The organism is Njordella calcicola (assembly GCF_056494125.1).
The window spans coordinates 4,839,506-4,864,996 of the sequence record NZ_CM151396.1; the positions used below are offsets into that span (position 1 = coordinate 4,839,506).

14 protein-coding genes are annotated in these 25,491 nt (G+C 53.2%); 8 read left to right on the forward strand and 6 right to left on the reverse strand.

What is annotated here, in order from left to right; all coding sequences use genetic code 11:
- Nucleotides 1–8: 8 nt before the first annotated feature.
- The 6 genes from SH302x_RS18705 (at nucleotide 9) to SH302x_RS18730 (ending at nucleotide 14,492) form a co-directional block, all read left to right on the forward strand.
- Nucleotides 9–2,201, forward strand: a complete 2,193-nt coding sequence (locus tag SH302x_RS18705) for a bifunctional rhamnulose-1-phosphate aldolase/short-chain dehydrogenase (RefSeq protein ID WP_479364034.1) — start codon at nucleotides 9–11, stop codon at nucleotides 2,199–2,201.
- An 11-nt stretch (nucleotides 2,202–2,212) separates the two neighbouring features.
- Nucleotides 2,213–3,205 carry an alpha/beta hydrolase gene (locus SH302x_RS18710; RefSeq protein ID WP_479369286.1) on the forward strand — a complete coding sequence of 331 codons (993 nt, stop codon included), beginning with the start codon at nucleotides 2,213–2,215 and terminating at the stop codon, nucleotides 3,203–3,205.
- 678 nt (nucleotides 3,206–3,883) lie between these two features.
- Nucleotides 3,884–6,175, forward strand: coding sequence for a glycoside hydrolase family 2 protein (locus SH302x_RS18715; RefSeq protein WP_479364035.1), 2,292 nt, complete (start codon nucleotides 3,884–3,886; stop codon nucleotides 6,173–6,175).
- A gap of 118 nt (nucleotides 6,176–6,293) precedes the next feature.
- A complete protein-coding gene (locus tag SH302x_RS18720) occupies nucleotides 6,294–8,633 on the forward strand; it encodes a hypothetical protein (RefSeq protein ID WP_479364036.1) in 2,340 nt (779 codons plus the stop codon).
- A gap of 531 nt (nucleotides 8,634–9,164) precedes the next feature.
- On the forward strand, nucleotides 9,165–10,499 hold the full coding sequence (locus SH302x_RS18725) for a metallophosphoesterase family protein (protein WP_479364037.1): 1,335 nt from the start codon (nucleotides 9,165–9,167) through the stop codon (nucleotides 10,497–10,499).
- Nucleotides 10,500–10,541: 42 nt separating this feature from the next.
- Nucleotides 10,542–14,492 carry an ATP-binding protein gene (locus SH302x_RS18730; RefSeq protein ID WP_479364038.1) on the forward strand — a complete coding sequence of 1,317 codons (3,951 nt, stop codon included), beginning with the start codon at nucleotides 10,542–10,544 and terminating at the stop codon, nucleotides 14,490–14,492.
- Nucleotides 14,493–14,523: 31 nt separating this feature from the next.
- On the opposite strand, the gene SH302x_RS18735 is transcribed toward SH302x_RS18730, so the two are convergent.
- Genes SH302x_RS18735 through SH302x_RS18745 form a run of 3 tightly spaced genes read right to left on the reverse strand, consistent with a single transcriptional unit; the run spans nucleotide 14,524 to nucleotide 18,049 of the window.
- Complete coding sequence (locus SH302x_RS18735) at nucleotides 14,524–15,978, reverse strand: MlaD family protein (protein WP_479364039.1); 1,455 nt, start codon at nucleotides 15,976–15,978, stop codon at nucleotides 14,524–14,526.
- Nucleotides 15,978–16,544 carry a paraquat-inducible protein A gene (locus tag SH302x_RS18740; protein ID WP_479364040.1) on the reverse strand — a complete coding sequence of 189 codons (567 nt, stop codon included), beginning with the start codon at nucleotides 16,542–16,544 and terminating at the stop codon, nucleotides 15,978–15,980. Before SH302x_RS18740 ends, SH302x_RS18735 begins: the two co-directional genes overlap by 1 nt.
- A gap of 32 nt (nucleotides 16,545–16,576) precedes the next feature.
- Nucleotides 16,577–18,049, reverse strand: coding sequence for a PhoPQ-activated protein PqaA family protein (locus SH302x_RS18745; RefSeq protein ID WP_479364041.1), 1,473 nt, complete (start codon nucleotides 18,047–18,049; stop codon nucleotides 16,577–16,579).
- A 236-nt stretch (nucleotides 18,050–18,285) separates the two neighbouring features.
- On the opposite strand from SH302x_RS18745, the gene SH302x_RS18750 reads away from it, so the two are divergent.
- Nucleotides 18,286–19,956 (forward strand): sensor histidine kinase, encoded by a 1,671-nt coding sequence (locus tag SH302x_RS18750; protein ID WP_479364043.1) that lies wholly within the window; start codon nucleotides 18,286–18,288, stop codon nucleotides 19,954–19,956.
- Nucleotides 19,957–19,966: 10 nt separating this feature from the next.
- Nucleotides 19,967–21,340 (forward strand): sigma-54-dependent transcriptional regulator, encoded by a 1,374-nt coding sequence (locus SH302x_RS18755; protein ID WP_479369287.1) that lies wholly within the window; start codon nucleotides 19,967–19,969, stop codon nucleotides 21,338–21,340.
- A 155-nt stretch (nucleotides 21,341–21,495) separates the two neighbouring features.
- Here the strand turns inward: SH302x_RS18755 and SH302x_RS18760 are convergent, their stop codons facing one another.
- The 3 genes from SH302x_RS18760 to SH302x_RS18770 form a co-directional block, all read right to left on the reverse strand.
- Complete coding sequence (locus tag SH302x_RS18760) at nucleotides 21,496–21,708, reverse strand: hypothetical protein (RefSeq protein WP_479364044.1); 213 nt, start codon at nucleotides 21,706–21,708, stop codon at nucleotides 21,496–21,498.
- Nucleotides 21,709–21,856: 148 nt separating this feature from the next.
- The gene (locus SH302x_RS18765; protein ID WP_479364045.1) at nucleotides 21,857–23,488 is read right to left on the reverse strand and encodes a sulfatase; all 1,632 of its coding nucleotides are present in this window, start codon (nucleotides 23,486–23,488) and stop codon (nucleotides 21,857–21,859) included.
- 61 nt (nucleotides 23,489–23,549) lie between these two features.
- Nucleotides 23,550–25,385: a sigma-54-dependent Fis family transcriptional regulator gene (locus tag SH302x_RS18770; RefSeq protein ID WP_479364047.1), complete on the reverse strand. Its 1,836-nt coding sequence runs from the start codon at nucleotides 25,383–25,385 to the stop codon at nucleotides 23,550–23,552.
- Between the last annotated feature and the right edge of the window lie 106 nt (nucleotides 25,386–25,491).

A 25,491-nucleotide genomic window follows, 5' to 3' on the forward strand; every position in this document is an offset into this window, starting at 1 on the left:
CGCCTTTCATGTCAAACTACAAGCACGTTAATTTTGCCTGGGATTCTGCCGTCGCCAACCAACTTTCGCCCGCAGAGCGATTGGTTTATCGATCCAATTTGTTAGGGGCTGATCAGCGGATCACGAACACCGGCGGTGGGAACACGTCTGCCAAGATCATGGAGAAAGACCCACTGACCCTGCAGCCTGTAGAAGTTCTGTGGGTCAAGGGTTCTGGCGGAGACTTGCGAACTTCGAAGCTGGAGAATTTTGCGTCGCTTTACCAACAACGCTTGATCGATCTGCAATCGGTCTATTCCGCTCGCAGCGATAAAGGCTTGAAAGCCCCTGCCGAAGACGACATGGTCGGGATGTACTCTCACACAACATTCAACTTGAATCCGCGGGCATCGTCGATCGATACGCCGCTGCACAGTTTTCTGCCGGGCAAGCATGTGGATCATATGCACCCCAACGCTATTATCGCCATTGCGGCTAGCGCGAATTGCCAGAAGTTGGCGCAAGAGATCTTCGGTGGCACCATGGCGTATGTCCCGTGGATGCGTCCAGGTTTTGAGCTGGGTTTGGCCATGCAAAAGATTGCGGCTCAGCAGCCGAACGTCAAAGCGATCATGATGGGGCAGCATGGGTTTATTTCGTGGGACGATGACGACGAAACATGCTACCGCCACACGCTGGATTTTATCGAACGCGCCGCGGTCTATATCGAAGAGAAATACCAGGCTAAAGGCGGTGACGCCAAAGCGTTTGGTGGAGCGAAGTATCAAACGTTGCCGCAGGAGCAGCGTCGTTCCATGCTGGCTGAAATTCTGCCTTGGTTGCGTGGTCGTGTCAGCCAGCAGCGCCGCTTCATTGGTACCATCCAAGATGATGACAAAGTCTTTCGATTTGTGAACTCGCACGATGCGGCGCGATTAGCGGAACTAGGAACTAGTTGCCCCGATCACTTTTTGCGAACCAAAATCAAGCCGCTTTATGTCGACTGGAATCCACAGCAAGAGTCGCTGGCCCAACTCAAAGAAAAAATCGATCAGGGGTTGGTCCAGTATCGCAAGGACTATGCGGCGTACTATCAGCAGTGCAAGCACGATAACTCACCGGCCATGCGCGATCCCAATCCGACAGTGATTCTGATCCCCGGTCTGGGCATGATTGCTTGGGGCAAAGATAAATCCGAATCGCGTGTGACAGCGGAGTTTTACAACTGCGCGATTGAAGTAATGCGGGGCGCAGAAGCAATCGATAAGTACATTGCTTTGCCGCTGCAAGAAGCTTTCGACATCGAGTACTGGTTGTTGGAAGAAGCCAAATTGAAGCGGATGCCGCCAGAAAAGGAGCTCGCCAGACAAGTGATCGTCGTGGTCGGAGCTGGTTCTGGAATCGGCAAAGAGGTCGCTCACCGGTTGGTGAAAGACGGTGCGCACATCGTCTGCGTCGATCTCAATGCGGAGGCTGCCAATGCGACCGCGAAAGAGATCACGGACAAATATGGACTGGGCATCGGCGTGGCAGGCAGCGACCTGTCGGGCTGTGGGCCAGCGATTGGCTTGAACTGCAATATCACGCAGCGAGATTCGATTCGAGCCATGCTTGATCAGGTCGCGATTGCTTACGGTGGCTTTGATTCGATCTGCGTGACGGCAGGCATCTTTGTGGCCTCCGATACCACGGGACATATCCCTGACGATAAATGGTCGCTGACCTTCAATATCAATGTCACCGGCAGTTATTTGGTGGCTGATGAAGCGGCTAAAACTTGGAGAGACCAAGGCTTGCGAGGCAAACTGGTGCTAACTACGAGCGCCAATGCGGTCGTCGCCAAAAAGGGCTCGCTGGCCTACGATACCAGCAAAGCAGCAGCGAACCACTTGGTGCGCGAACTGGCAATTGAGCTTTCGCCGTTGGTGCGAGTCAACGGTGTCGCTCCAGCGACCGTGGTTCAAGGCAGTGCCATGTTCCCAAGAGATCGCGTGATCGGTTCGCTGGCCAAATACAATATTGCCTTTACCGAAGATGAAGCGACGGAATCATTGGTCGCCAAGCTGGCTCAGTTTTATGCCGACCGCACGCTCACCAAATCGCCCATCACTCCGGCCGATCAAGCCGAAGCGTACTTTTTGCTGGTCACCGATCGCTTAAGCAAAACGACGGGCCAAGTGATTACGGTAGACGGCGGACTGCATGAGGCGTTTTTAAGGTAATCGTCCCATTGATGAGAACTGCATGGATAAGCGTCGGTTTCATACTAGGTTTGATGCTTTGTCAGCCTACTGCGTTTGGCCAGCACGTTTTCGAAGATAACGAAACTGCGATGGATGCTCATTTGCCGAATTGGGATACACCGACATTGGGCGGATCGCAGTTGTGGACCGATCACGTTTGGCGTCGCAGTTGGCGCATTCAACAGCATGCCATCACGGGCCATTGGCGGTTGATTGATCCTGATAATATTCGACGCGCTTGGGGCAGTCGCGCGGCCTGCGAAGCTGCGTTGTTAGAAGCCGTTCCTGTTGCTTCGCTGCCAGTGACCGATGTCGTGGTTTACCTGCATGGCTTGATGCGGACGTATCGTTCGATGAAACCGCTGGGCGAAGTGGTACATGACATGTTGGGTCGTCCTGCCATTTTCTTTGAGTACGCCAGCACGCGTACCTCGATTGCAAATCACGCGTTGGCCTTGCGTGAGGTGCTGGACGGTTTACCTCAGGACGTACGTTTGTCGTTTGTTGGCCACAGCATGGGCAACATTGTGTTACGGCATGCGATTGGCGACTATCAGGCGGCTGGCAATCACGCGATGCTCAATCGGTTCCATCGCATTGTAATGCTCGGGCCTCCCAACCAAGGTGCTTCGATCGCCAGGCAGCTAGCGAAAACTGGCGTGTATGGTTGGGTGACCGGTCCTGGCGGTATGGAGCTGGGGCCAGGTTGGTCGGAGTTCTGCGCAAAACTTGCGACGCCGCATTGTGAGTTTGGCATTATCGCTGGTGACTTAACAAGCAAGCCGTTTCATAATCCTTTAGTCGACGCAGGTAACGATTTGATCGTGAGTGTGGAAGAGACCAAATTGCCGGGTGCTAAAGAAACGCTGGTGGTTGACCAGATGCACTCATTCTTGATGAAGGATCCTGAGGTCCAGCAGGCGGTGGTTCGATTCTTGGAGTACGGTAGTTTCGCGCCGATGGATGATTCGTTGGATCGTTAGCCGCAATGCGGAGGCGGGAGTTCATAAAAGTGGGCGGGAGCCCGTAAGCCGGTAACAAGGTCGCGTTGTCTGTTGCCGTCTCTCCGCTCACCACTGGCCCTGTGCCAGTGGGAGCGTGACTGAGCGGCTACAGTAGCTGCTCCCCAATTTGTTCTCCCCGATTGGATCGGCCGCACAGCGGCCGATCCAATCGGGGAGAAAGAGTTTGTCACCGTGAATGTAGCTGACCAGTCATGGCCCCACCGGAACGGGTCCGGTGGTGGCCTGCGATGGCGCGTTCTTTTCGTCTCGCGGCGTAGGCCGGTAACAAGGTCGCGTTGTTTGTTGCCGGAACTGCGCAAAGCCTATCAGCAACACCCCCATGTGCAATTAACGTTAATTACCCTTAGCGACCGATGCTCCGGCGCAGACATGGCTTTGCTTGTTACCGGCCTACGGTACGCCTGCACTCTGAAAGTACCGGTGTGCGAGTGCGGACTTTTCGTTTGACCATCCGACGTTATGGTAAAATGCGTTTTGTACCAGACTTCTGAGCTGACAATATATCGTAGAGGCCCGACGGGCAGGCTCATGGAAATGCGGCCTTACCTGCGTCATAATGAGCGGCTTGCCATTCCAGCGAATGCGATGCGTTGCTTTGGAATTCGCTTAAATTCCCTCCCATTTTATAGGTCCATCATGAAAAGATTCTTACGAAACATCCAACTGGCATGCTCGGCCATCGCGATGACAGTCGCCCTGGCCGCATCCAGTTTTGGTGATCAACCCATCGTAGACCAATGGCGATACTCGGTACGTAAGCCTGCTGACAATTGGCAGCAGACGGATTTTGACGATAGTGCTTGGGCGGAAGGCAACGGAGGTTTTGGAACCAAAGGAACTCCTGCAGCCCGCATCGGGACATCCTGGAACACGACCAACATCTGGCTGCGCAAACGGGTTGAAGTTACCGAGCTACCGGCCAAGCCTGCGCTATACATCCATCATGACGAAGATGCGGAGGTCTTTATCAATGGTCAACAAGTTGCCAAAGTGACTGGGTTTTCAACTCAGTACAACGTGTTGCCGCTGGATCAGGCTGCGATTGCCGCCATCAAGACGGGCAGCAATATACTGGCAGTCCACTGCAAACAAACGGCTGGCGGGCAGTTTATCGACGTTCATTTGATCGATGCCGATTCCGTGCCAAAGCTACCTGCTCCCAAGCGTTCTACGGAACCATTCAAGTCCGAGTTGATTACCACCTGGGGGGCAGAAGTCACTGCCGAGAACGCTTGGACGCAGTACCCTCGTCCGCAGATGCAGCGCAGCAATTGGACATGCTTGAACGGGCATTGGGACTATGCCATCAGCTCGAAGGAACAAACCGATGCACCCAAGTCATGGGATGGTAAACTGCTAGTACCATTTTGTTTAGAATCGAAGCTGGGTGGCGTGCAACGTTTGCTGTTAGAAAGCGAAGCTCTTTGGTACCATCGCAGTTTTGACGCCGCTCCTGCACCTGGCCAGCGAACATTGCTGAACTTCGAAGCGGTGGACTATCGTTGCGAAGTCTTCGTCAATGGCAAGTCGGTTGGAAGTCATCAAGGAGGAAACACACCGTTCGCTTTCGATATTACGGATGCTGTTCGTGCTGGTGATAATGAGCTTGTCGTCCGAGTGGAAGATGAAACGGAAGGCTGGCAGTTGCGAGGCAAGCAAGTGATCGACGCCCAGGGTATTTGGTACACGCAAGTCTCTGGTATTTGGCAAACTGTTTGGTTGGAACAAGTCAGCCAAAAACGCATTGAAGACCTGACCATTTCCACCAACGCGAGCGAAGGTTCGATCCAAGTTCGCGTTGACGTCGATGGCGGACCAGCGGATCAGATTCGAATGGTTGTGAAGGATGGCGAGAACACCGTGGTTGAGACGACGAGCAAGACGTCAGACGTCTCTGTCAAAGTGCCCAACGCAAAACTTTGGTCTCCTCAGAATCCTCACTTGTATGCGCTGGAGATTAGTTTGCTGGATGCCAGCGGCCAAGTGATCGATCAAGTCCAGTCGTATGCTGGAATTCGAACGGTTGGCAAGACGCAAGATGCCGACGGCTTTTGGCGTTTAACATTGAATGGCGAAGTGATTTTCCATTTTGGCCCGTTGGATCAAGGCTGGTGGCCAGATGGCTTGTTAACTCCACCTTCGGATGAAGCGATGCTGTTCGACATCGAGTATCTGAAAGAGTCTGGCTTTAACATGATCCGTAAACACATCAAAGTTGAGCCTCGCCGTTACTACTATCATTGCGACCGATTGGGCATGATGTTGTGGCAGGACCAAGTCAGCGCTGGCAACAATCCAAGATGGACACGGATGGACCCGAATCCCGAAGACGCGAATTGGCCGGACCAGCACCACCAGCAATATATGCTTGAACTAGAACGCATGGTCGATCATTTGGAAAGCCATCCGTCGATCGTGATGTGGGTTCCATTCAACGAAGCTTGGGGACAACATCGTACGATGGAAGTGGGCCAGTGGATGGTCAAACGTGATCCCAGTCGCTTGGTCAACGTGGCCAGCGGCGGGAACTTTTGGCCCGTGGGAGACGTTGCTGACCATCACAATTACCCGCATCCCGATTTTCCCTTTGACGCTCAGCGTTACAAAGATTTCGTGATGGTTGTCGGTGAATTTGGTGGGCACGGTTATCCCGTTCCCAATCATCTGTGGAACGTCAATGCGGACAACTGGGGTTACGGTGGATTGCCAAAGAACGAAGCGGAGTATCGCGATCGTTATGTAACGTCGTTAGAGATTTTGAAGGAGTTGCAGCGTAAAGGAATCGCGGCTGGTATTTATACACAGACGACCGATGTGGAGGGCGAGATCAATGGCCTGATGACTTATGATCGCAAGGTCATCAAGATTCCGGCCAAAGAGTTGTCCAAGCTGCATCAACCGCTATTGGATAAACCGCTGGGCAAGTAACGCATGCGAGTTCACCCTAGTGCGAATCGATGAGCCGGAAAGCGTTGGCCTCCGGTTCATCGTCGCTGGCGGGATGCTCTCTAGAGCGTTCCTGCTGATCAAATCAATGATCCGCTAGGTGGAAGATACTGTACAGGCAGACCCGATTGTGAGACACTGCGGTTTCCCTATCCAGTGGAATTCAACCAGCGCAATTGTCATGCAAAACAGCCTCTTCAACTTTCAAAAGTTCTCCAGGCAACAGATTATTTCGGCGATTCCCGTAGCACTAGCGCTGCTAATCTTCGTGGTCATTTCGCTTACGCCGCGTAGTCCATACTTGCGGCATAGTTGGGATGAAACGTATGCAATTCCGTTGTCTCTGCTGAGCGTCTGGTATTGGCTCCATTTCCCCAGGACTTGGTTTGCAAATAGTGTAGCGGTCGCGGTCATCGCTCTGACGACTTTTGTATCGTTGGTATCGGATTTCGAAGACCCTTACAAGTACGCCACATTTCACCACTTGGTTGCGATTGCCAGTGCGTCGTTCGTAGCCATTCTTGCACGAGTTTTTTCAGGTTCGAGAATTGAGCTCGGCAGCGATTCTGCCTTACGTTGTCCTGTACAAGATACGAAGCATGCGACCTTGTTCGACTATATCGCCTTAGTCGCCAGCGGAGCTATCGTGGCCTACTGGCTTGCAACAATGTACTACGGCAAGGAACTTCACGTTGTTTTTGTATCAGCAACTTATTCGCTGGCAACATGGACAATGTGGCACGCGATTCAAATTCGAAGGAAGTGGCAAAGGTATATCGCCATTCTGGGAGTAGCGTTGATCTGCTTTGCCGCGATACATCATCTCTCTCATACCGGAGTCGATAATCGTCATTTACTTTACTATAGCGAGTACGATTTAAACAACTTCTCTCTGAGGACATTCTGCTCAACGTTCCTGATGTTATTTGCCTTTGTGTATACATGCCGTCGAAGTGGATTGATCGTCCAGTCTGCAGCCGCGTCTGCTAGCATTGGCACTGTATTCCTCACGCTGACGCGGTACTGCATATTAGCAACGTATTCTGGATTGCTTATCGTCAATGCCTTATTTCCGCACGGGCACAATCCACTTGAAGAGCGAAAGTACGGTGAGGCAGGTTGGCCACTCGTATTTGCGAGCGCACAATTCATCAGCGAGCAACTTGCATTCAGAGAGTTCGAAACATACTCTTACCATCGAGAGTTTTTTGCTTCGGCATTGCTGGTAAACTTGCTTGTGCTTGCGGTGTCTATCGCGTTGTTTGGATTCGGACTCTCTGCCTTGTTTAAAGGATTTCGACCAGAAAATCGCATCGGTTCGAAAAACTGGAGATGGCAGTGCAGCAGCGGTCTGGCGATCATCACTCTGAGCGCTGTTGGGTCGATCTTGCTGGCGTGGTGGACTGGCGGTCATAGGAATGTCGACCAGCATGATCTCGAAACTGCCAACGCTCATTTCTATGCAATTACCGACACATCCGTTCCACCGCTTATCGAGCGATTGTTCTATCCTGAAGGGATTACCAGAGTCAGCAGCTTATTCGGAACTGCATCGAATCTTACGGATTGCACTCGAGTTCTACGGAGTGTTCAGAGCATGGAACTTGATCGCGTTGACTTAGAAACAGTGTCGACGCTTGCTTCGTATCCCCTATTGCAATCCCTGTCGATCAGCGAGCCAATTGGGACGACAGTTTTTCGGGAGCTGATGCAGAAACTAAGGTTAACGCATATTGATTTCTGTGTCACAGAAGATGCGGAATTGGTGTGTGATAGCAAGTTCTTAAGGGTGTTGACTATCTTTTGCGAAGGCGAGTCAACAAGTGTCATTGTTCGCGACGGAAAGAGTCTTGTAAGCCTGACAGCGATACTTGGAGCGGTGCAGTCGAATGCCGTTACTATCGAGAACTGCAGTTCGCTGGAAAAGTTAGATCTGAACCTCATATCGCATTCAGCCGATCTGAAGATTGCGAACTGCAAGTTGCTATTAGAAGTTAGTGTTAGAGGTGACCCGTCGCACCCAACGGGCATGCAGGTGCTTAACGCTAACCTTGCCGATTCGCGAGTTAGATCTTTGGAGTGTCGCAATCTATCGCCGAAAACAGTGGTCAGTCCCACTTCCGAAACTATGTCGATGGACCTCTTGTTTGATCGCCCGACGCCTGACAACATTTTTGAGGGACTAGAATGTTCAGGCCTGCATGATGTGCTTTACCGGGGAGACAAAAATGGGGCCGTGCTTCTTATGAAGCACATGGAGGGGGTGACAGGCCTCGATGCGATCTATATCCGGCTTCCGGAAATGTCACCGGAAAATTTTTGGAACGGGTTTGGTCAGTATCATGCTCCGTGCACTGTGATCGTCGCGGCCTATGGTCTTGATGAATCCCAGGAAGAATTATTGCGATCTACCGCGCCGCCCTTGTATCAGCTCAACTAGTAGACTTAGAGTTGAACTTCCCTTACCGCATCCAACTTATTGATCGTTAGAGTTGGATTTTGCAGCTCAGCTGTGGATTTTCAATAGTCGTCGTTCGCACCGCCGAACGAAACGGCCATAATCGTATCGTTTGCGTAGCAAGCGTCGATATTGCAGCCCGCCTTGTTGATAGCTCACAGGCTAAGAGTATTCTTGGCAGTAAATCGACTGCGGCTACAATCGATTGCGCAAGCGGTCCTGTAAATCGCCGACTAGTTTCTCCAATTTGCTCACATCCATCGCGGCAATCTCATTGTCAGTCCATTCGGGCAGCTTTAGCAATGGTTGTAGCAACCGTACTTTGCCAATCTGCTGCCCAATTGAAAGACCTTCTGATGAATTCCACGCAGTTTGCTTGGCCCCAAAGCCCCCGCCGCAAAACAGCTTTTCTTCAGATTCTCCATTTTACCCAGAAAACCGATGTTGGCACAGACTCACCAATTACACTAGACTACCTCATGTTAGACCACCGTACTGGCGTAATGAAACGCAATGTGTGCTAGCAAATTAGTCTCACTAGATGCTCACGATGATTGGGAGCCGATAAAGATGGGGAAGGAATCCTTTCGATTTATTCACGCCAGCGATTTCCATTTGGAACGACCGCTGACGGACCTGCCGGATCTGCCAGATCACTTGCGAGCAGCCATTATTGACGCCCCGTGGAAAGCGGCGGAGGCGGTCTTTGAAAGCGCTGTGCTTGAAAACGCGGACTTCATGATCTTGACCGGCGATCTATTACACCCCATCGCCTCAGGCGCTTGTGGGCCAGCTTTCCTCCTCGAACAATTCGAATCGCTGCAAAAGAAAAATATCCCAGTCTATTGGATCACCGGAGAAGTCGACGCGCTGGATCGCTGGCCAGAAGCGGTCGCTCTGCCAGCCAACGTCCATCGTTTCTCCGATCGCAAGTCAGAACAAGCCACCTTCCGTCGAGCGGGAGTCCCGATTGCAACCATCATTGGCCGATCGTGCGATGGACGTCAAGCGATCAATGCAGCGGAATTTCATTTCGATGATGACGACCTGTTTCGCATCGCGGCCGCCTATGGCAAAGCGGACGGCGACTCGTTAGCGGGCGAACGTATCGATTACTGGGCGCTGGGCGGCATTCATGCTCGCAAGAATCTTGCCAACGATGGGCACCATATCTATTACGCTGGCACCACGCAAGGACGCTCGATGCTGGAGCAAGGTAGCCACGGCTTCAATGTGTGCGAAGTCGATGCGGCCGGTTCCACTCGCGTTCATACCATCGATTGCGACCTATTTCGTTATAGCGAGCAAGTGATTGATGCTGATGACATGGCTATTGCCGGTGATCTGCGCGCGATGATGGCCAAACGTGTTCAAAAGCTGCAAGCACAAGCGGCTGGTCGGCATATCTTGCTGAGCTGGAAGGTGCAGATGGACTTGGAGAACGCGTCGGTGGTCGGCCCCGCAGCACTCGAAGAAATGCTCGTGTGGCTGCGCCGCGAATTCGGGCATGGATCGCCGTCGGTCTGGTCAACCGATATCGAAGTGATTCCTCCGAAGTCTTTCCCGAACAAATGGATGGAAGAAGACACGATCTTGGGTGACTTTTTAAGAACTGCCACCGATGCTCGCAAGGCTTCATCCAACGCTTTTCCACTGAACGCTTTAATCGACACCGAAACGCCAGGTGGACTGATTTGGCAATCGACCTTAGGGCAAGAAGCGACGGGCCATCATCGCAAGAGCGAACTGGATTTGGCAACACTGCTAGGAGTTGATCTCTTGCGTGGCCACAACGTTGATCTACTGTCATGCACACGTCGTTTTGGTTACATCGAGACCAAAGAGTAATTTTGTACGAGAAGGTAATGGAGACCTTTCCAGGAGCAAGCCATGAAGATTCGCGATATTCAAATTGACGGGTTCGGCGTATGGAGCGGGCTGAGCGTCGATTCGCTGCCAAGCTCGATGGTGGTTTTTTACGGGCCCAACGAAGCGGGTAAAACCACGTTGATGCAGTTCCTGCGGGCGATGTTTTATGGCTTTACGCCCGAGCGTCGTTTGCGCTACCTGCCTCCGGTTCACGGTGGAAAACCCGGTGGCATCATGCGCGTGTCTGGTCCGGGCGGAGGATACGAGATCGCTCGTCGTGCTCAATTGGATGTCGAAAGTACTGCTGGGCAACTGGCGGTCACCAGCGCCGATGGTGTCAGCCAAGGCCAACATCGCTTGTCTACTTTGCTGGGCAATGTTGACGAGCGGATCTTCTCGAACGTTTTCGCGATCGGCCTGCGCGAACTACAAGAACTGAACACACTGGATGATACCGCTGCGGCCGACGAATTGTACAAGCTGTCCAGCGGCATGGACCGCGTCTCGCTGGTGGACGTCATTCGAAAACTAAAGTCCGCGCGACGACAAATCGTGGCTCCCGATAGTGAAAAGGGACAGATGCAAGCGATCATGCTGCGTCGCGATAAACTGCGTGAAGAGCTGGAGCAACTGAACAATCGCTCGCGCCGCTGGAGCGAACTAGCGTCGATTCGCAAGTCGCAGCAAAAAGAAATCCAAGAGCTGCGAACTCGCATTGAAACCCTGACGCTTGAAGCCAAAACGATCGAGTTGGCGATTCAAGTCCGAGACCCTTGGAAGCAACGCAGCCAGCTTCGCGATTCGGTCAAACAACTCAACGCTCGTCTGGACCTGCCCGATGATTCCGAAGAGCGACTGAAGAAGCTGCAATTGGAGATCGATGAAAAACGGCTGGCAATCGAAGAACTTAAAGAGCAACGCGATGGAATTCGTCGCGAGTCGGATGCACTGCCGCTGAACAAAGGCATCATGGGATTGGCGACACGGATCGATGTAGCCAATGAACAGGGGCCTTGGATCGCCGCGTTGCAAAAGCAGATTCATCAACTGACAACTCAAGTCAACGAAGCTCGCGAAGACCTGATCGAAAACGCGAAGCGATTGGGACTGACCGATGAAGACCAAGAATCGTTGTTGAACGACAAACGTATGGCCAATCTGCCAGACCTTTCATCGCAAGCGATCTCTCAGCTAGCTGGCCCCGCCAAAGACGTTCGCACTTACCAAGTGCGATTGAAGCAAGCTCGCGTGCGTTTCGCTAACGAACGAAAAGAGGTCGACAAGCTTACGGAGAAGGTCAAGCACTTTTTAGAACTGCGCAAGCAGCCTGACCTGCCTACCGCATTGGCTCAACAACAAACCTTACTTGGAAACCTACGCAAGCTGGCTCAAGTCGACGAGCGAGTCGACAAGCTGATCAAGCATCGTAAAGAATTGGACACCGAGGCGGTCAACCTTGCCAGCTACCAAACACTGCCGCTGGAACGCATTGGTGTCTTTGGCGTGTTGTTCGTCGCTGGCGGATCACTGCTGTTGGTCGGACTGCTGACGCTTGGGACCAGTTTCGCCGAAAACATTATTCCTAAGAACTCGGCCATGTTCATGGCATTCCTGGGCGCGATCGTATTGATGTTTTGGTACATGTGGATTCAAACAGACCAAAAATCTGCCTCCGGTGACCTCAGCGATTGTGAAAGCCAGATCGATGCGTTGATGGCTCAGATACGTAAGACTCAACAAGAGCGCGAAGAGGTGCTGAAGCTAGTTCCTGAGCAAGGCGGCGTGGTTGAGCATCGCATTCGAGATGCAGAAGCGGAACTCAGTAATCTCGAAGCCTTGCTGCCCATCAGCCATAACCTGGAAGCCGCTCAATTGCGACTGAAGACAGTCACGCGTGAAGCAAAAGAAGCGAGCGAAGGTTTACGCACCAGCCTTACGCAATGGAAACGTACGCTGCAAACATTGGGCTTGGCTGAATCGCTATCGCCCAAGAGCATTCGCATTATGGCCGAAGGCTACGAGTCGCTGGTTCAAAGCCGACGACGCCTGAAAGCTCGCGAAGACGAACTGGAGCAACGAAAAATTGAACTGACGGCAATCGATGCCAAGATCGACGCGCTGCTACGTCAGGTGCTCGCTTTGAGCGGTGCATCCGCCAGTGCGGCTCGCGGGAAACCGACCGCCAGCGAGGGCAATTCCCCAAGCGATCGAGCTGCGAATTCGGGGAACAAGGATTACTCCAAAGCGCAAGCGGCCACAACGCAACGACTGGACCATAAACAAGATCCAAAGCAACGTGTCCCAGCACCCATGTCGTTCTCGAGCGCCACGGCCGGTTACGATACTTCTGATTCGCCAACAGACAAGCTCGCACGTTTGCAATCGATCATTGCGGGACAGCAGCAATTTATCTCCAAGCGACGTGAGCTGAAGGGGGAATTCGACGAGCTGATTCGCAAACACAAAGCGCTGCGAAAAACTACCGAACGCATCATCCGATCTCGCGATGCCTTGCTCGCGGAACTGTCCGTGGAAGATACCGCTCAATTGGCATCCCTGTTGGCCAAGAAGCGTGAGCACGAAAAACTGTTGGCTCAAATTGACGAACGCGAATCGCGAATCCAAGCGATCATCGGTGGCAATGTACCTTACGAAACCGTTGGCCGACTGCTGGAGAACGCGCAAGCGGCTAGCGAATTGGAAAAGCGTTGGGAAGTCATCTCGCAACACATTGGCCAAGCCGAACAACGAGTCTCGCAACTGCTGGAACGACAAGGCGAAACGCAACAAGAAATGAAAACCATCGCGGGCGACCGACGTCTGCTGGAGATCAAGACGGAACTTTCCGTACTGGATCGACAACTGGAGTTAACCGCTGAACATTGGCGAACACTGGGCATCACCAGTGCGATGCTCAACCGCGTTTGCGAAGTGTATGAAACAGAGCGCCAACCGGAGACATTACGTGAAGCGAGCGTCTTCCTCAAGCAATTGACCGATGGCAAGTACCGACGTGTATGGACTCCGTTGGGCAAGAACGCTTTGCGAGTCGAGAATGATAAAGGCCAGGACTTGCCGATCGAAGTGCTCAGTCGCGGGACACGTGAAGCGGTTTTTATTGCTTTGCGATTGTCACTAGCGGCCGCTTACTCACGACGCGGCGTGATGTTGCCATTAGTGCTGGACGATGTGTTGGTGAACTTCGACTCTGAACGTGCCAAACATGCGGCTCGAGTGCTGCGTGATTTCTCGCAGTTAGGCCATCAAACAATCTTCTTTACTTGCCATGAGCACATCATGCGCATGTTCCATGAGATCGATGTCGAAGTCCGCGTCCTGCCCGCTCAAGGCAAATCTGGCGAAGCGACGATCTATCAGCCTGAACCGGAAGAAGTCGTCTACGAGTACGAAGAAGTGTCCGAAGATTCGCAGGCTCAGGAGTACGAAGAAGCTTATGACGAAGTAGAAGACGAAGTCGAATCTCCGGTCGTCGAGGTGGTGACCGAAGAAGTCGTCGAAGAGGCCGTTGAAGAAACACCGGTTGTTGAGGAAGTGGTCGAAACTGTAGTCACGATTGAGCCGCAGCCGCAATTGCCGCCAGAACCTGAGCCCGAGTTGGTTCCTGAACCCGTCGTCGAGGAGCGTCCGCGAAGAGTCCGCGCACAACCGAAGCCTTACCGAGAGGTGGTGGAGTTGGTGGAGGAGCCTGCCGTCGATCATTTGTGGTACGAGCGCGAGACTCCCAATCGTCGGTCTGATCCACTTGAGCGAGAGTATGCAGAGCTTGAGCAAAGCGGGGACGACATGAGCAACACTTGGCTGGATGCAACCAATACGCCAGGTGTAGCCTGGGATTGGGATACATTGTCGATTGAGTCTGCGGAAACAGCACCGAACGTACAAGCCAGTCGATTGCGATTAAACGAAGAGCTCGCCAAGCAAGGCACGTCTCCTTGGTGGCGTAGTTCGTAGTACCGGGACTACGAACACTTCCTACAAACACCTACTTCGGAATTGGCATCAAGGCATACACCGACGCCTCTTCGTCAGCAACCACGATCGCCACCACTGCACGCTGAGCGAGATCCAGAACGACCGAGCCATGCAACGGCTTCGGTAGCTTGGCTGGATCATTCAACGTCACACCATTCTGCGAGACCGACAGACTCGTCGACTCCAACGGCAAGTATCGCTGGTTGCCTTCGCACAATAGCAAGCCCGTCCCTTTTCGCATCGCTGCTAAATCCATCGGTTTCAATTGCTGCGCAGACCAGCTCTCCGCCGCACCAGGAAAGTCTGGCACATGAGCACGATACGCTTGCCCTTGGGCATCCGAACGCAGGCTGACCGCGGACAACGGCCACGACTTGCCTGCACATTCAAACGTCGCGGAATTATCAACGCTGCCTTCTGGCTGCTTGAATAAATCAGCAGGGCCCAGCAACGTACCGTCATCCAGCGCTAGCACCCAGCCGACACGCTGCTGCGATCGCTTCAAACCGTAAAACGAAGTCGACCATTTGAGAGCCGCTGGCTGCATCATTGGCAACGACTTCAAATCTAAACGCAAACCCGGTCCCGAAGCGATCGGCGTTTGCCACTGCCGCCATTGCTCTTCCGCTTTAGCGAATAACTCAAAGCGATGGCCAATTGCAACTTGTGCTCCGGGTGGTTCCGGCGTAGCGAACTCGATACCCCCCAGAGCGATACTTGATAGCGTGTTGGTCTCCATCGCAAAACCGCTGAACCCCATGTTCATTTTGAGGCCACTGCTGTTCCAGAAGACGGTGTTGTTTCGTACCAAGGATTGATAGTCCGCATCGATGGTGGCATTGATGCGAACCCATCTGGAATCTGGTGACAGGCCTATGGATTGGATGCGTCCCACTTCCATACCGCGATACAGAATCGGCGCTGATGCTTGCAGGCCAGCGAGGTTGCTTGTTTCCAAAACTATCTCCAGTGCATCGCCTGGCAACTGCGTAACCGGCGCAGACGGTAAACCATCAAAGACCGTGCATAACTCCGGTTTGCGTCGCGATGGATCAACGGCTATGTATTGTCCTGAAAAGATTGTCTCAAGGCCACGCAAGCCCTGCACACTGGCCTCTGGACGCACGATCCAGTAGCGTGTTCCAACCGTTGCAACTTGTTTAGCATCGGCGCGAATAAACGCAGTGACCAGGACTTGTTCCAAATCTTCCGATAACTGAATCTTCTTGATTTCGCCTATTGCGACTCCGCGGTGCCGCAGCAGATCACCAACTTGCAAGCCTTCCCCTTTTGAGAATCGAATCGTAATTTCGGTGCCTGCTGGCTGTCTTGCGGTGTACGCTGCATAGACGGCCAACGCGACTGCACACAGACTAACGACCAATACCAATCCAGGTATCCCTCGTTGAGGAAGTTCGTTTTTCGCAAGTGCTTTAGGAATCTCGGGCTGCTGGGTTGATGCCATTACGTAGGTTGCTCCTGCGTCCAGATAGCGTGAGGATTAAAGTAGATCGACGCCAGCATATTGCAAATAACGCAGGCCACGAAAGCGATCACCGCAGGGCCAAGCTGAAACTGGATCATGCTGCCCAGTTTGACCAGCATGACCAAAAGTGCGAGCAGTAAGACATCCATCATCCCCCATCGACCGGCAGCTTCTACGAACCGATAGACCCAGGCTCGATGGCGATGGCCGGACCACTGCAGTAGCGTCAATTCGAGTATCCCTAAGATTTTCACAAACGGTAACACGATTGAAAACAACAATACGATCACGCCCACAAACCAACTGCCATGTTGAATCAGCTCGATGGTGCCACCTAGCAAGGAGCTAACATGATGAAATCCAAACTGGTCGATCCGCAAGATCGGCAGCAGTATCGCGGGGAAATACAAGATCAACGCCGCCAACGCAAACGCCAAAGCGGGATCGCGACTCCAATGTTTCGCCGCACATGTTCCAAGGGAAGTGTGGCAGCGACAACAAAAGAAGGTCGCTTGTTCGGCGCGAGCATCAACTTTTTGTATCATTCCACAACAATGACAAGCCTTTAAGTCTTCCATCACTGCGCGGCCTTGGAAAGGATCGTAACATTGGTCGACAAGTATGCCGTGTTGGCTTCCTGCTTGGTCACAAGCTCGGCAAAGAATGCTACGTTCGCGTCATTCTCGTGCTCGATCGCGATCGCATAACGTCCGTCCGCTTGGCGAAACATTGGCAGTGTAATCCACTGGGCATTGCGAAAGTCCTTCGAGTTGGATCTTGCAATCCACAGCGAGCAACTTTCGGGCTCTGTGTCCGGAGTGACCGTGAGTTTGCCGTTGCCTTCGGAGATCGCTTGATAAGCCCACGCCATCGAAGGCAGCGTTTGCTGCTGCTTTCGACTGACATGCAGTGCGGCTAGACTGTTGGTCAAGCGTTCGAAGTCCTTAATCCCGTGCCCATTGTTCGGAATGTACAATACATTTTTTGGGCCGACCAAGTCATCCCAGTACAGGTTGCAAGCATCCAACGTCCAGTAACGATCATTGGTTCCAAAGATCAACAGCTTGGGCAAATCAAGCACTTTGCGATAGGAGTATGGGTCGACGATTTGGCGTAACTCTTCTCCGCGCGGTGTGGCAAGATACTTCGGCAAATCCAGCGTGGTGTAATCTGCGATCTCGTCGCTGTAGACGCCCCAAGTTGCGAGCTGGTGGTCCATCTGCTTGGGCATATTCAGCATATCGATCACGATTGGGGCAATCGCATCGACGCGTTGGTCGACCGCTGCTGTAAGCCAAGTCGTCCAGCCGCGCTTACTGGCTCCGCTAACGGTGAAACGCAAAATCGGGTACTGGAACCGTTCGATCATTTGTTCTTGAGCGACCCCCATGGCCCCCACAGCGGCTTTCACCATGGGCAGCAGCAGCGGCCAGTCTTCGCCTTCGCCCATCAGAAATCTGCGAAACGTTTCGGCAATGATTGCGTCTTCAAAACGACCATCCAAGATCGGCTGAAAGGGGACTTGTTCCAGCAACACGACCGGCGAGTTGGTTTTGGTAGCCAGCGAACTGAGCACTGGAAACTCGCGGGGTAAGTTTAAGCTTTGCGGTGGGCGACCAGCCCAATCGGCTTTCCATGATCCGCCGCCGATAAACAAAATGGCTGAATCGCCACTTATCGCCAAGCCACGCGAGCTAGCAGAAGCGTCGCTGCCCTCCCCGTCGTCGACCGCTTCAACCGCCGCTTGTGGCAAGATCAGCCACATCACATGCCGCCAAGGAATGCCTTGCCACGTCTGCGAAGTTACATTGTAGCGCAGCCAAGTGCAATTCTCTGCACTTCCTGATTCGGCCAGCTCGTAACCGAAACTGTCGTCGGGCTTGGTAACATAAGCGTGCAGCGGCCCCGGCAGCACATGCCGATCCGAATCTGAATGAATCTGCGGAGCTGCGACGACGATCTGAGCCAGCGCGTGTCCACTGCCATGTACTGCCAAGACAACGAGAAGGCAAAAGGAAAACAGGTGCCGCGGGAGGGGTCGTAATAGCATATTGCGTCAATCGTCCACGAGGGTTCGAGATCTAGGAGTGCGTTCCATCCAATCGTACCCGCTAGCGTTGGCGTAGCAACATCCCTGCAGCGGACAACTTTTGCTGCCATTACTTCGGGTGTTTCTGGGGAATTGCTCTGTTGCCCGCCTCGCAAGGTTTGGTATAGCTGCAAGGCACTCTGCCGATCGCTCCTTTAACGGCGGTTATCCCACTGCACATTGTAGCTCGCTCGCCGATGAGTCCGACCTCAACCAACAACAAATCATTCTCAAGCCGCAGGACGATTCGCAAGAAATTGTTGATCGCAACCATCGTGCTCGGGATCGTGGTGATGGTTTTGGGCTACAGCAGCCTGCGCGGCGTGTACGCTTATCGAGATCTAGCAGCCACATTAAGCCATCGCGCTAACGAGTTTCCGATTACAGCACAACTTGTGCGGCACGTCGACGATCTGCGGCATTCGTTTCGCCATATATACGATGAAAGCAACCTCACACCGAAGCTGTTTTCCACCGACAACCGCTGGGGCGAGCGCCGACGATACCGCGATTCCATGCGAGACTTGAAAGAGTCGATCGCTCGCTATCAAGCGAAATTGGATTCCAACTACGTCGAAAATCCATACTTGTCCGATAGCTCATTAGAAGAAGCTAAGCTCGCTCGCATCACAACACTGTTGGAAAACATCTCCAATCGATACCGAGGCGATGATGTCACGATCGATGCCATGACAGCGGCCATTCAAGCACAGCAGTTAAGCGAACTGGCCGAGATGGTTCATCAACTGCCCTCGCTACTTCACACACGCATGGCTAGCGTGCGAGATGAAGTGCGAATCCAGTATCGAATCTGGATCGCGATGACTTGGTTCTCGTTCGCCGTAGCCGCATCGTTGCTCACCGGCTTGATCGCCTATGCAAGAATCGCCGTCATTCGCCCCTTCAAGAAGCTTTTGGAAGGCGCTCGTCTGGTCGCTTCAGGAAAATTCGAACACACCATCGAGATCGATTCGGAAGATGAGATCGCTGAGCTTGCGTTTGTCATCAACAAAGGAACGAAGACATTCCTTGATATCCAGAACGATCTGAACCACGAAGTCATGGAACGCTCGCAAGAAGTGATCCGCAACGAACAACTGGCCAGCGTCGGCTTTCTGGCCGCTGGTGTCGCTCACGAAATCAACAATCCGCTAGCATCGATCGCTTGGAGTGCCGAAGCCCTGGAATCGCGGTTGCACCGCATCCTACATCCAATCGCGGAAAAGACGGGAGTCGAAATCCCCGAACTGGAGACGCTAAAGACGTACCTCAAGCGAATCCAAGACGAAGCGTTTCGATGCAAGGGCATCACCGAACGGTTGCTGGACTTCTCGCGGCTCAGCCAAGTGGAACGCAAGCATGCGATCGACCTTGTTGATATCGTGCAAGATGTCATCGAATTGGTGCGACACTTGGGCCAATATCGAAACAGCAAGATTCGTTTCGAAGCGGACTCCGACGCGATGGCTTGGGCCTCGCCACAAGAGATGAAGCAGGTCGTACTGAACTTATTGACGAACTCGCTCGATGCCCTGCTGCCCGAACGCGATGATCAGGAAGTGCGTGTGACCGTTCGGTCCGATCATCAGTGGGTTAGCCTGACGATTGAAGACAATGGCTGTGGCATGACCGACGAAGTGCGTGCTCATTTGTTTGAACCATTTTTTACCCGTCGACGCGATGGTCGCGGCACTGGCTTAGGCCTGCCGATCACCAGCCGCATTATCGCGGACCATGCCGGACGTATCGCTGCCAGTTCCCGCGGCGTGAATCTCGGTTCTAAGTTTGAAGTGTTAATTCCTACAGTTTCTTCTCATTCCAATCATGAATCAAAACAACAAACGATCGCCGTCTCCGCAGCCGCCTGACCCCAGCAGCTTGTCGATCCTGTTCGCCGACGATGAACGTTCGCTGCAAGAATTGATGCGCATGGAGCTGCCTCAAATGGGGCATCGCGTCACCGTTTGTCCCGACGGACACACGGCGGTGGCCGCTTTGCAAATGGATACCTACGACTGCTTGTTGGTTGATTTGGATATGCCGGGCATGAACGGCATCGAAGTCATCCGCCGCGCGCACTCGATCTCGCCTGCCACGGAAGCGATCGTATTAACGGGGAAACAATCGCTGGAAACCGCGGTCGCTGCGTTACGATTTGGGGTCGTCGATTATCTTTCCAAGCCATGCAAACTGAGCGAACTGGAAAGTCTCCTTGCGCGCATCGCAGCGCGACGTGAACTGCGGAAGCAATACGTTGCCTTGCAGAACGGAACGCCATCGGAACAGCGTAGCGCTCGTCAATTAATCGGCAACCATCAGAGCATGGGCGTCGTTCAAAAGCTTACGTCGAAAGTCGCTCCGACCAATTCGACCGTGCTCATTCGCGGTGAAACGGGGTGCGGCAAAGAATTGGTTGCCCGAGCGGTCCACGATCGCTCCATGCGCAAAGACAAACCTTTTGTCGCGATCAATTGCGGTGCACTGCCTGAAAACTTGATTGAAAGCGAACTGTTTGGCCACCGCCGAGGTGCGTTCACGGGTGCAGATATGGATCGCGAAGGCTTGTTCGAAATGGCCAACGGCGGCACCGTCTTTCTTGACGAAATTGGCGAGTTACCTTTGGCGATGCAGGCCAAGCTGCTGCGCGTTTTAGAAAGCGGCGATGTGCGTCGCATCGGCGACAATCAAGTCAAACATGTCGACGTCCGCGTCGTGTGTGCAACGCATCGCGACTTGGACGACATGGTTGAGCAGGGGTCGTTTCGCGAGGACTTGTTGTTCCGCATCAATGCCTTTGAAATCACAGTCCCTTCACTGCGAGAACGTATCGACGATGTGGAACTGCTGGCCCGCCATTTGTACCTCAGGTTCCATCCCGAGCACGCTTCCCAACAAAATATCTTTTCGCCCGAGACAATCGAAGTGCTTAAGTCGCATCAATGGCCGGGCAATGTTCGCGAACTGGCCAATGTGATTGAGCATGCGACGATTTTGTGCGACAGCCTGCCGATTCAACCCTGCCATCTTCCAAAACATTTCAGCGATCGTCGCTTGCGTAAGGAAGTACGCAACGCGGCGAACGTGGGATTAAGCCCAATGAGTCTGAAGGAACTAGAAGCCGTCGCTATTATGGAAGCAGTGCAGCGTCATGGCGGGAACAAGCCCGCTGCCGCTGAAGAGTTAGGCATCAGTTTGAAGACGTTATACAACAAACTGAACCAGAGTGACTTACCGCTGAAGCGTGCAGGTTGAGTCCTCCGTTCGTAGTACCGCCTTCAGGCGGAATGCACGCGCAAGGAAGACCGGCTAAAGCCGGGACTACGAACAATAGCCGGGACTACGAACAATAGCCGGGACTACGAACAACAGCCGGGACTACGAACCGAGTTAGTCTGTACCGAACCGGATTACGGCTGGTAGACGTAGCCGGGTTGATTCGGACAAGAAGCGCCCTGTTGATAAACCGGAATCGGTGGCGGCATCTGCATCGATGGACGCGTTCCGAAATGACACATGCCCAACCGGTCACACTTCCATTGCTCAACCGATCGCATCACACCGCAACCTGAGGCAGAAACGATAGCTACCAACATGATCGCCAAAAAACAGATTTTGCTCATAATCGAACCTCAGCTATTAAAAAAATCGCAGCTTTCGAAAAATACCACGACGTTAACTAAAGGCAAATTATTTCGTTCAGGAGTTCTGCGGTAGCCGGTCCAGTTGTTACAGACCGTACGCTACAACCGCTGGCGGAACTCACCGCGGCTATCTATTACCAGCCACCGGCCTGGCGGGATCGCTCCGACCATCTGCTGTGTTCGGATCGTAATCGGGATTGAACGTCGGATACTTCCCCGCCACGTCCTCCAACCAATCGCTCAACATCTGTCGCATCTTCGTGACTTCCGGGCGATCTAAATTCAAAGGCTTACCTTCGCCAAGATCATCGCTGAGATCAAACAGTTCCTCACGTTGATCTTCGTACCAGCGAATCAGCTTTAGATTACCGTACCGAATCGCAGACGCAGGCGCGCTGCCTTGGTTACCATAATGCGGGTAATGCCAGAACAGCGGTCGGTTCCGTGGGTCCGAATCAAACGTTGCATCTGTAAGCTCGCGTGCCCGTCGCGATTCCTCATACAATTGAGCTAGCGGCCGCCCATCGTATGTCGTGGTATAGTCGGGATCAGCCAGCGCGTGCAATGTTGGAGCTAGATCAACGCTGCACACAGGGACGTCGGAAGTTACCCCAGTGGGAAATCGCTGTGGATAACGGACAATCATGGGAACGCGAATGCCTCCTTCATACATCCATCCTTTGCCTGCACGCAGCGGCGCGTTCGATGTGGGATAGCCCTCGCTAGTGGACAAGCCTCCATTGTCGCTGGTGAAAATGACTAGCGTTTCGTCGGACAGGCCCTGAGCTTCCAGAGCGTTTAGAACTGTTCCAACCGCTTGATCCATAGCTTCTACCATTCCAGCGTACACCGCGTGGTCTTGGATCAATCGGACTTGTCGTGGAGGTTCTTCGCCAAAAACTTTTCGTTCTGCCGACAAGCTTTCCCGTTTGCGTTGATACTTGGCTTCCAGGTCCGGACGCGCCATCAATGGCGTATGAACTGAATAGAACGCCAGATAAGCCACGAAGGGCTTGTCCTGCACTTTACAGTTCTCGATAAAACTGGCCGTCTGGCGCGCCAGCCGATCTGGAAGATGTTCACCTTTGGGACCATCGCTCAGACGCGGGTTACCATACGGACTAAAGTACTTGTCGCCGCCGTAGGGACCTCCTCGATCGATGCCACCCAAGTTGAAATCGAATCCTTGGTGTTCTGGCCAGTAAGCTTCACCGCCCAAGTGCCATTTGCCGGCAAAAAAGGTTGCGTAACCTGAGCCTTTCAAGGCCTCCGCAAACGTCTGGTATGACAAATCCAGCTCATGCCGATACCCTGCTGGCACCAGCTTCGTGTTGCGTTTCCAGTTTGCGCCGCTGGCGGCTCCTATGTAATCGGTGATGCCCGTCCGTTGAGGCCACAAGCCTGTGACGATACTGGCTCGTGTTGGGGAGCATACCGGACAAGCAGCATACGCATCCGTAAAGCGGACGCCGGTGCTGGCCAGTGCGTCCAAATTGGGCGTCTCGTAAAAATCGCTGCCGGTACATCCTAGATCAGCCCACCCCAAATCGTCTGCAACAAAGACAACCGCGTTGCGAACTGGTCGCCGCGAATCTCCCAACGCGATTCCATCCGTACATGCCAATGTGCATATGGAATAGAGCGAGACGAGAAATCTCGTCGGATGAGGAACAACAGATCGATTCTTTCGAAGCGATCGCGCGTATCGCAAAAATACTACGGTTAAGATTCGGTGTATCGCTGTGTTCTGTGTCAACATGAATCGTTCCAATAGTTTGAGAGGTTCACTGATGCGATTGCGTAACGCAAACGTTGGTCCGCTATCGCTGCTTCATGCCCAACTGCTTCATCTTGCGATAGAGATTGCTGCGCTGCAGACCCAGCGTCTCAGCCGCCTGCGTCATGTTCTTCTCGGCCGCTTCGATATGTTGCTCGATCACCATCGCTTGAAACTCATTGGTTGCGTCCACCAACGTCTTGTCGCGAAAATCATTCGATTCAGCCATTTGGCTTTCTCGGGCGCTGGCTACAAAACGAATATGTTCCGCGTCGATCTTTGCGTCTGGGTGAAGGGCCGCAACTCGCAGCATGACGTTTCGCAACTCGCGAATGTTTCCAGGCCAAGCGTGGGACTTCAGTTTGTCGAGCGCTGCGTCGCTGAGCGTTTGAGCTTCTCGACCAAATTCCATGGCAAAGGTCTGCAAGAAATGGGTCGCCAGCGGTTCAATATCACCGCCGCGATCACGCAGCGAAGGGATCTCGATCGGCACGACGCTTAAGCGATAGTACAAGTCTTCGCGAAACTTGCCAGTCGCAATCAAGCTGGGAAGATCTTGATTGGTCGCTGCAATCACCCGTACATTGACGGATATGGAATCGGAACCACCGACTTTCACAACGGTCCGTTCCTCAAGAACTCGCAGCAATTTCGCTTGGCCGCTCAAGCTCATGTCGCCGATCTCGTCCAACAGCAGAGTGCCACCGCTGGCAAGCTCGAACTTGCCCACTCGCGATTCGTGCGCGTCGGTAAACGCTCCTCGTTCGTGGCCAAACAACTCGCTCTCCAGCAACGTTTCCGTGATCGCCGCACAATTGACTGCCACGAAAGGCTGAGCAGCGCGAGCGCTGGCGGCGTGAATCGCTCGCGCGGCAACTTCCTTGCCGGTTCCATTTTCGCCCAGCAGCAGCACGGGCAAATCCGTTGCGGCAATCGTTTTGAGTTCCTGCTGCAACTTAACAGCCGACGGACTGCTGCCGATCAACTCAAAGGGCTTGGGTTGCGAGTTCACCAGTGCGTTGCGACCGCTGAGCAACGATTGGACTTGTTGCGTGGTGGCGATGGCCGAAGCGGCAATTGCGGCCAATGGCACAAGCAGCTTTTCGTCGATGGCCGTGAAGCTGCCGGACTTTGCGTTGATCAATTCGAAAACCCCCAGTGCTTTGCCACGCCGATCTAACAGCGGCACTGCCAGCAAGGATTGAGTGCGATAACCGCTGACCTGATCCACGCTGCGATTGACTTCGTCCGTTGGATCGTCAGACTTCCAACGCTTGGCCTGCAGCGATTGATAGACCGCTCCTACAATGCCTGCGTTGTCGGGGACACGCAACAATCCTTTGGAAATCCCAATGGCGGGATAGCCCACCAGTTGATGAGCTTTTCTATCGGCCAAAAAAATACTCGAACGGTCCGCGTCAAACATTTCTACGGCCGCTTTGGCAATCGCGTCAAGCAGCTCTTTGATATCGCGAATCCCTACCCAGTGGCTGGCCTGGATGATAATTTCTTCCAAGCGTCGCTTCTCTGCCAATTCGCTATCGGACTGGTTGAATGAATCGACCAACGAAGCGATCCACGAAGAAGATCGCAGCACGACGTCGGGCCGAGCGTTTGAATCTTCGAACCAATACAACACCGAGTCAAACGATTTGGTCGGCACGAGCATGAATGCAAACGGCTCGCTGCGTTGAATGATCCCTTCGCGATTCAGATTCCCGGCGGCGGTTGAAAGCTGCGATTGTTGCTCGGGCCTCAGCGCCGAGCTGCTCATGGGTTGCCAACGTTGGTCTGCTTTGAACAGGAAGCCTGGCCGACTGAGCCCAGCGGCAGCCGAAATCGATTCGAGAATGTTGGCCAGAAGTTGGTGGGAAAGCATGGGGGCAAGCTGTTTTCTTGAGTCCAATCGGTGTAAAACGAGCGAGCGATTGTAACAAGAAATCAGCCAACTTGGGCAAATTAAACCTGATTAGGTACAGGTGTCG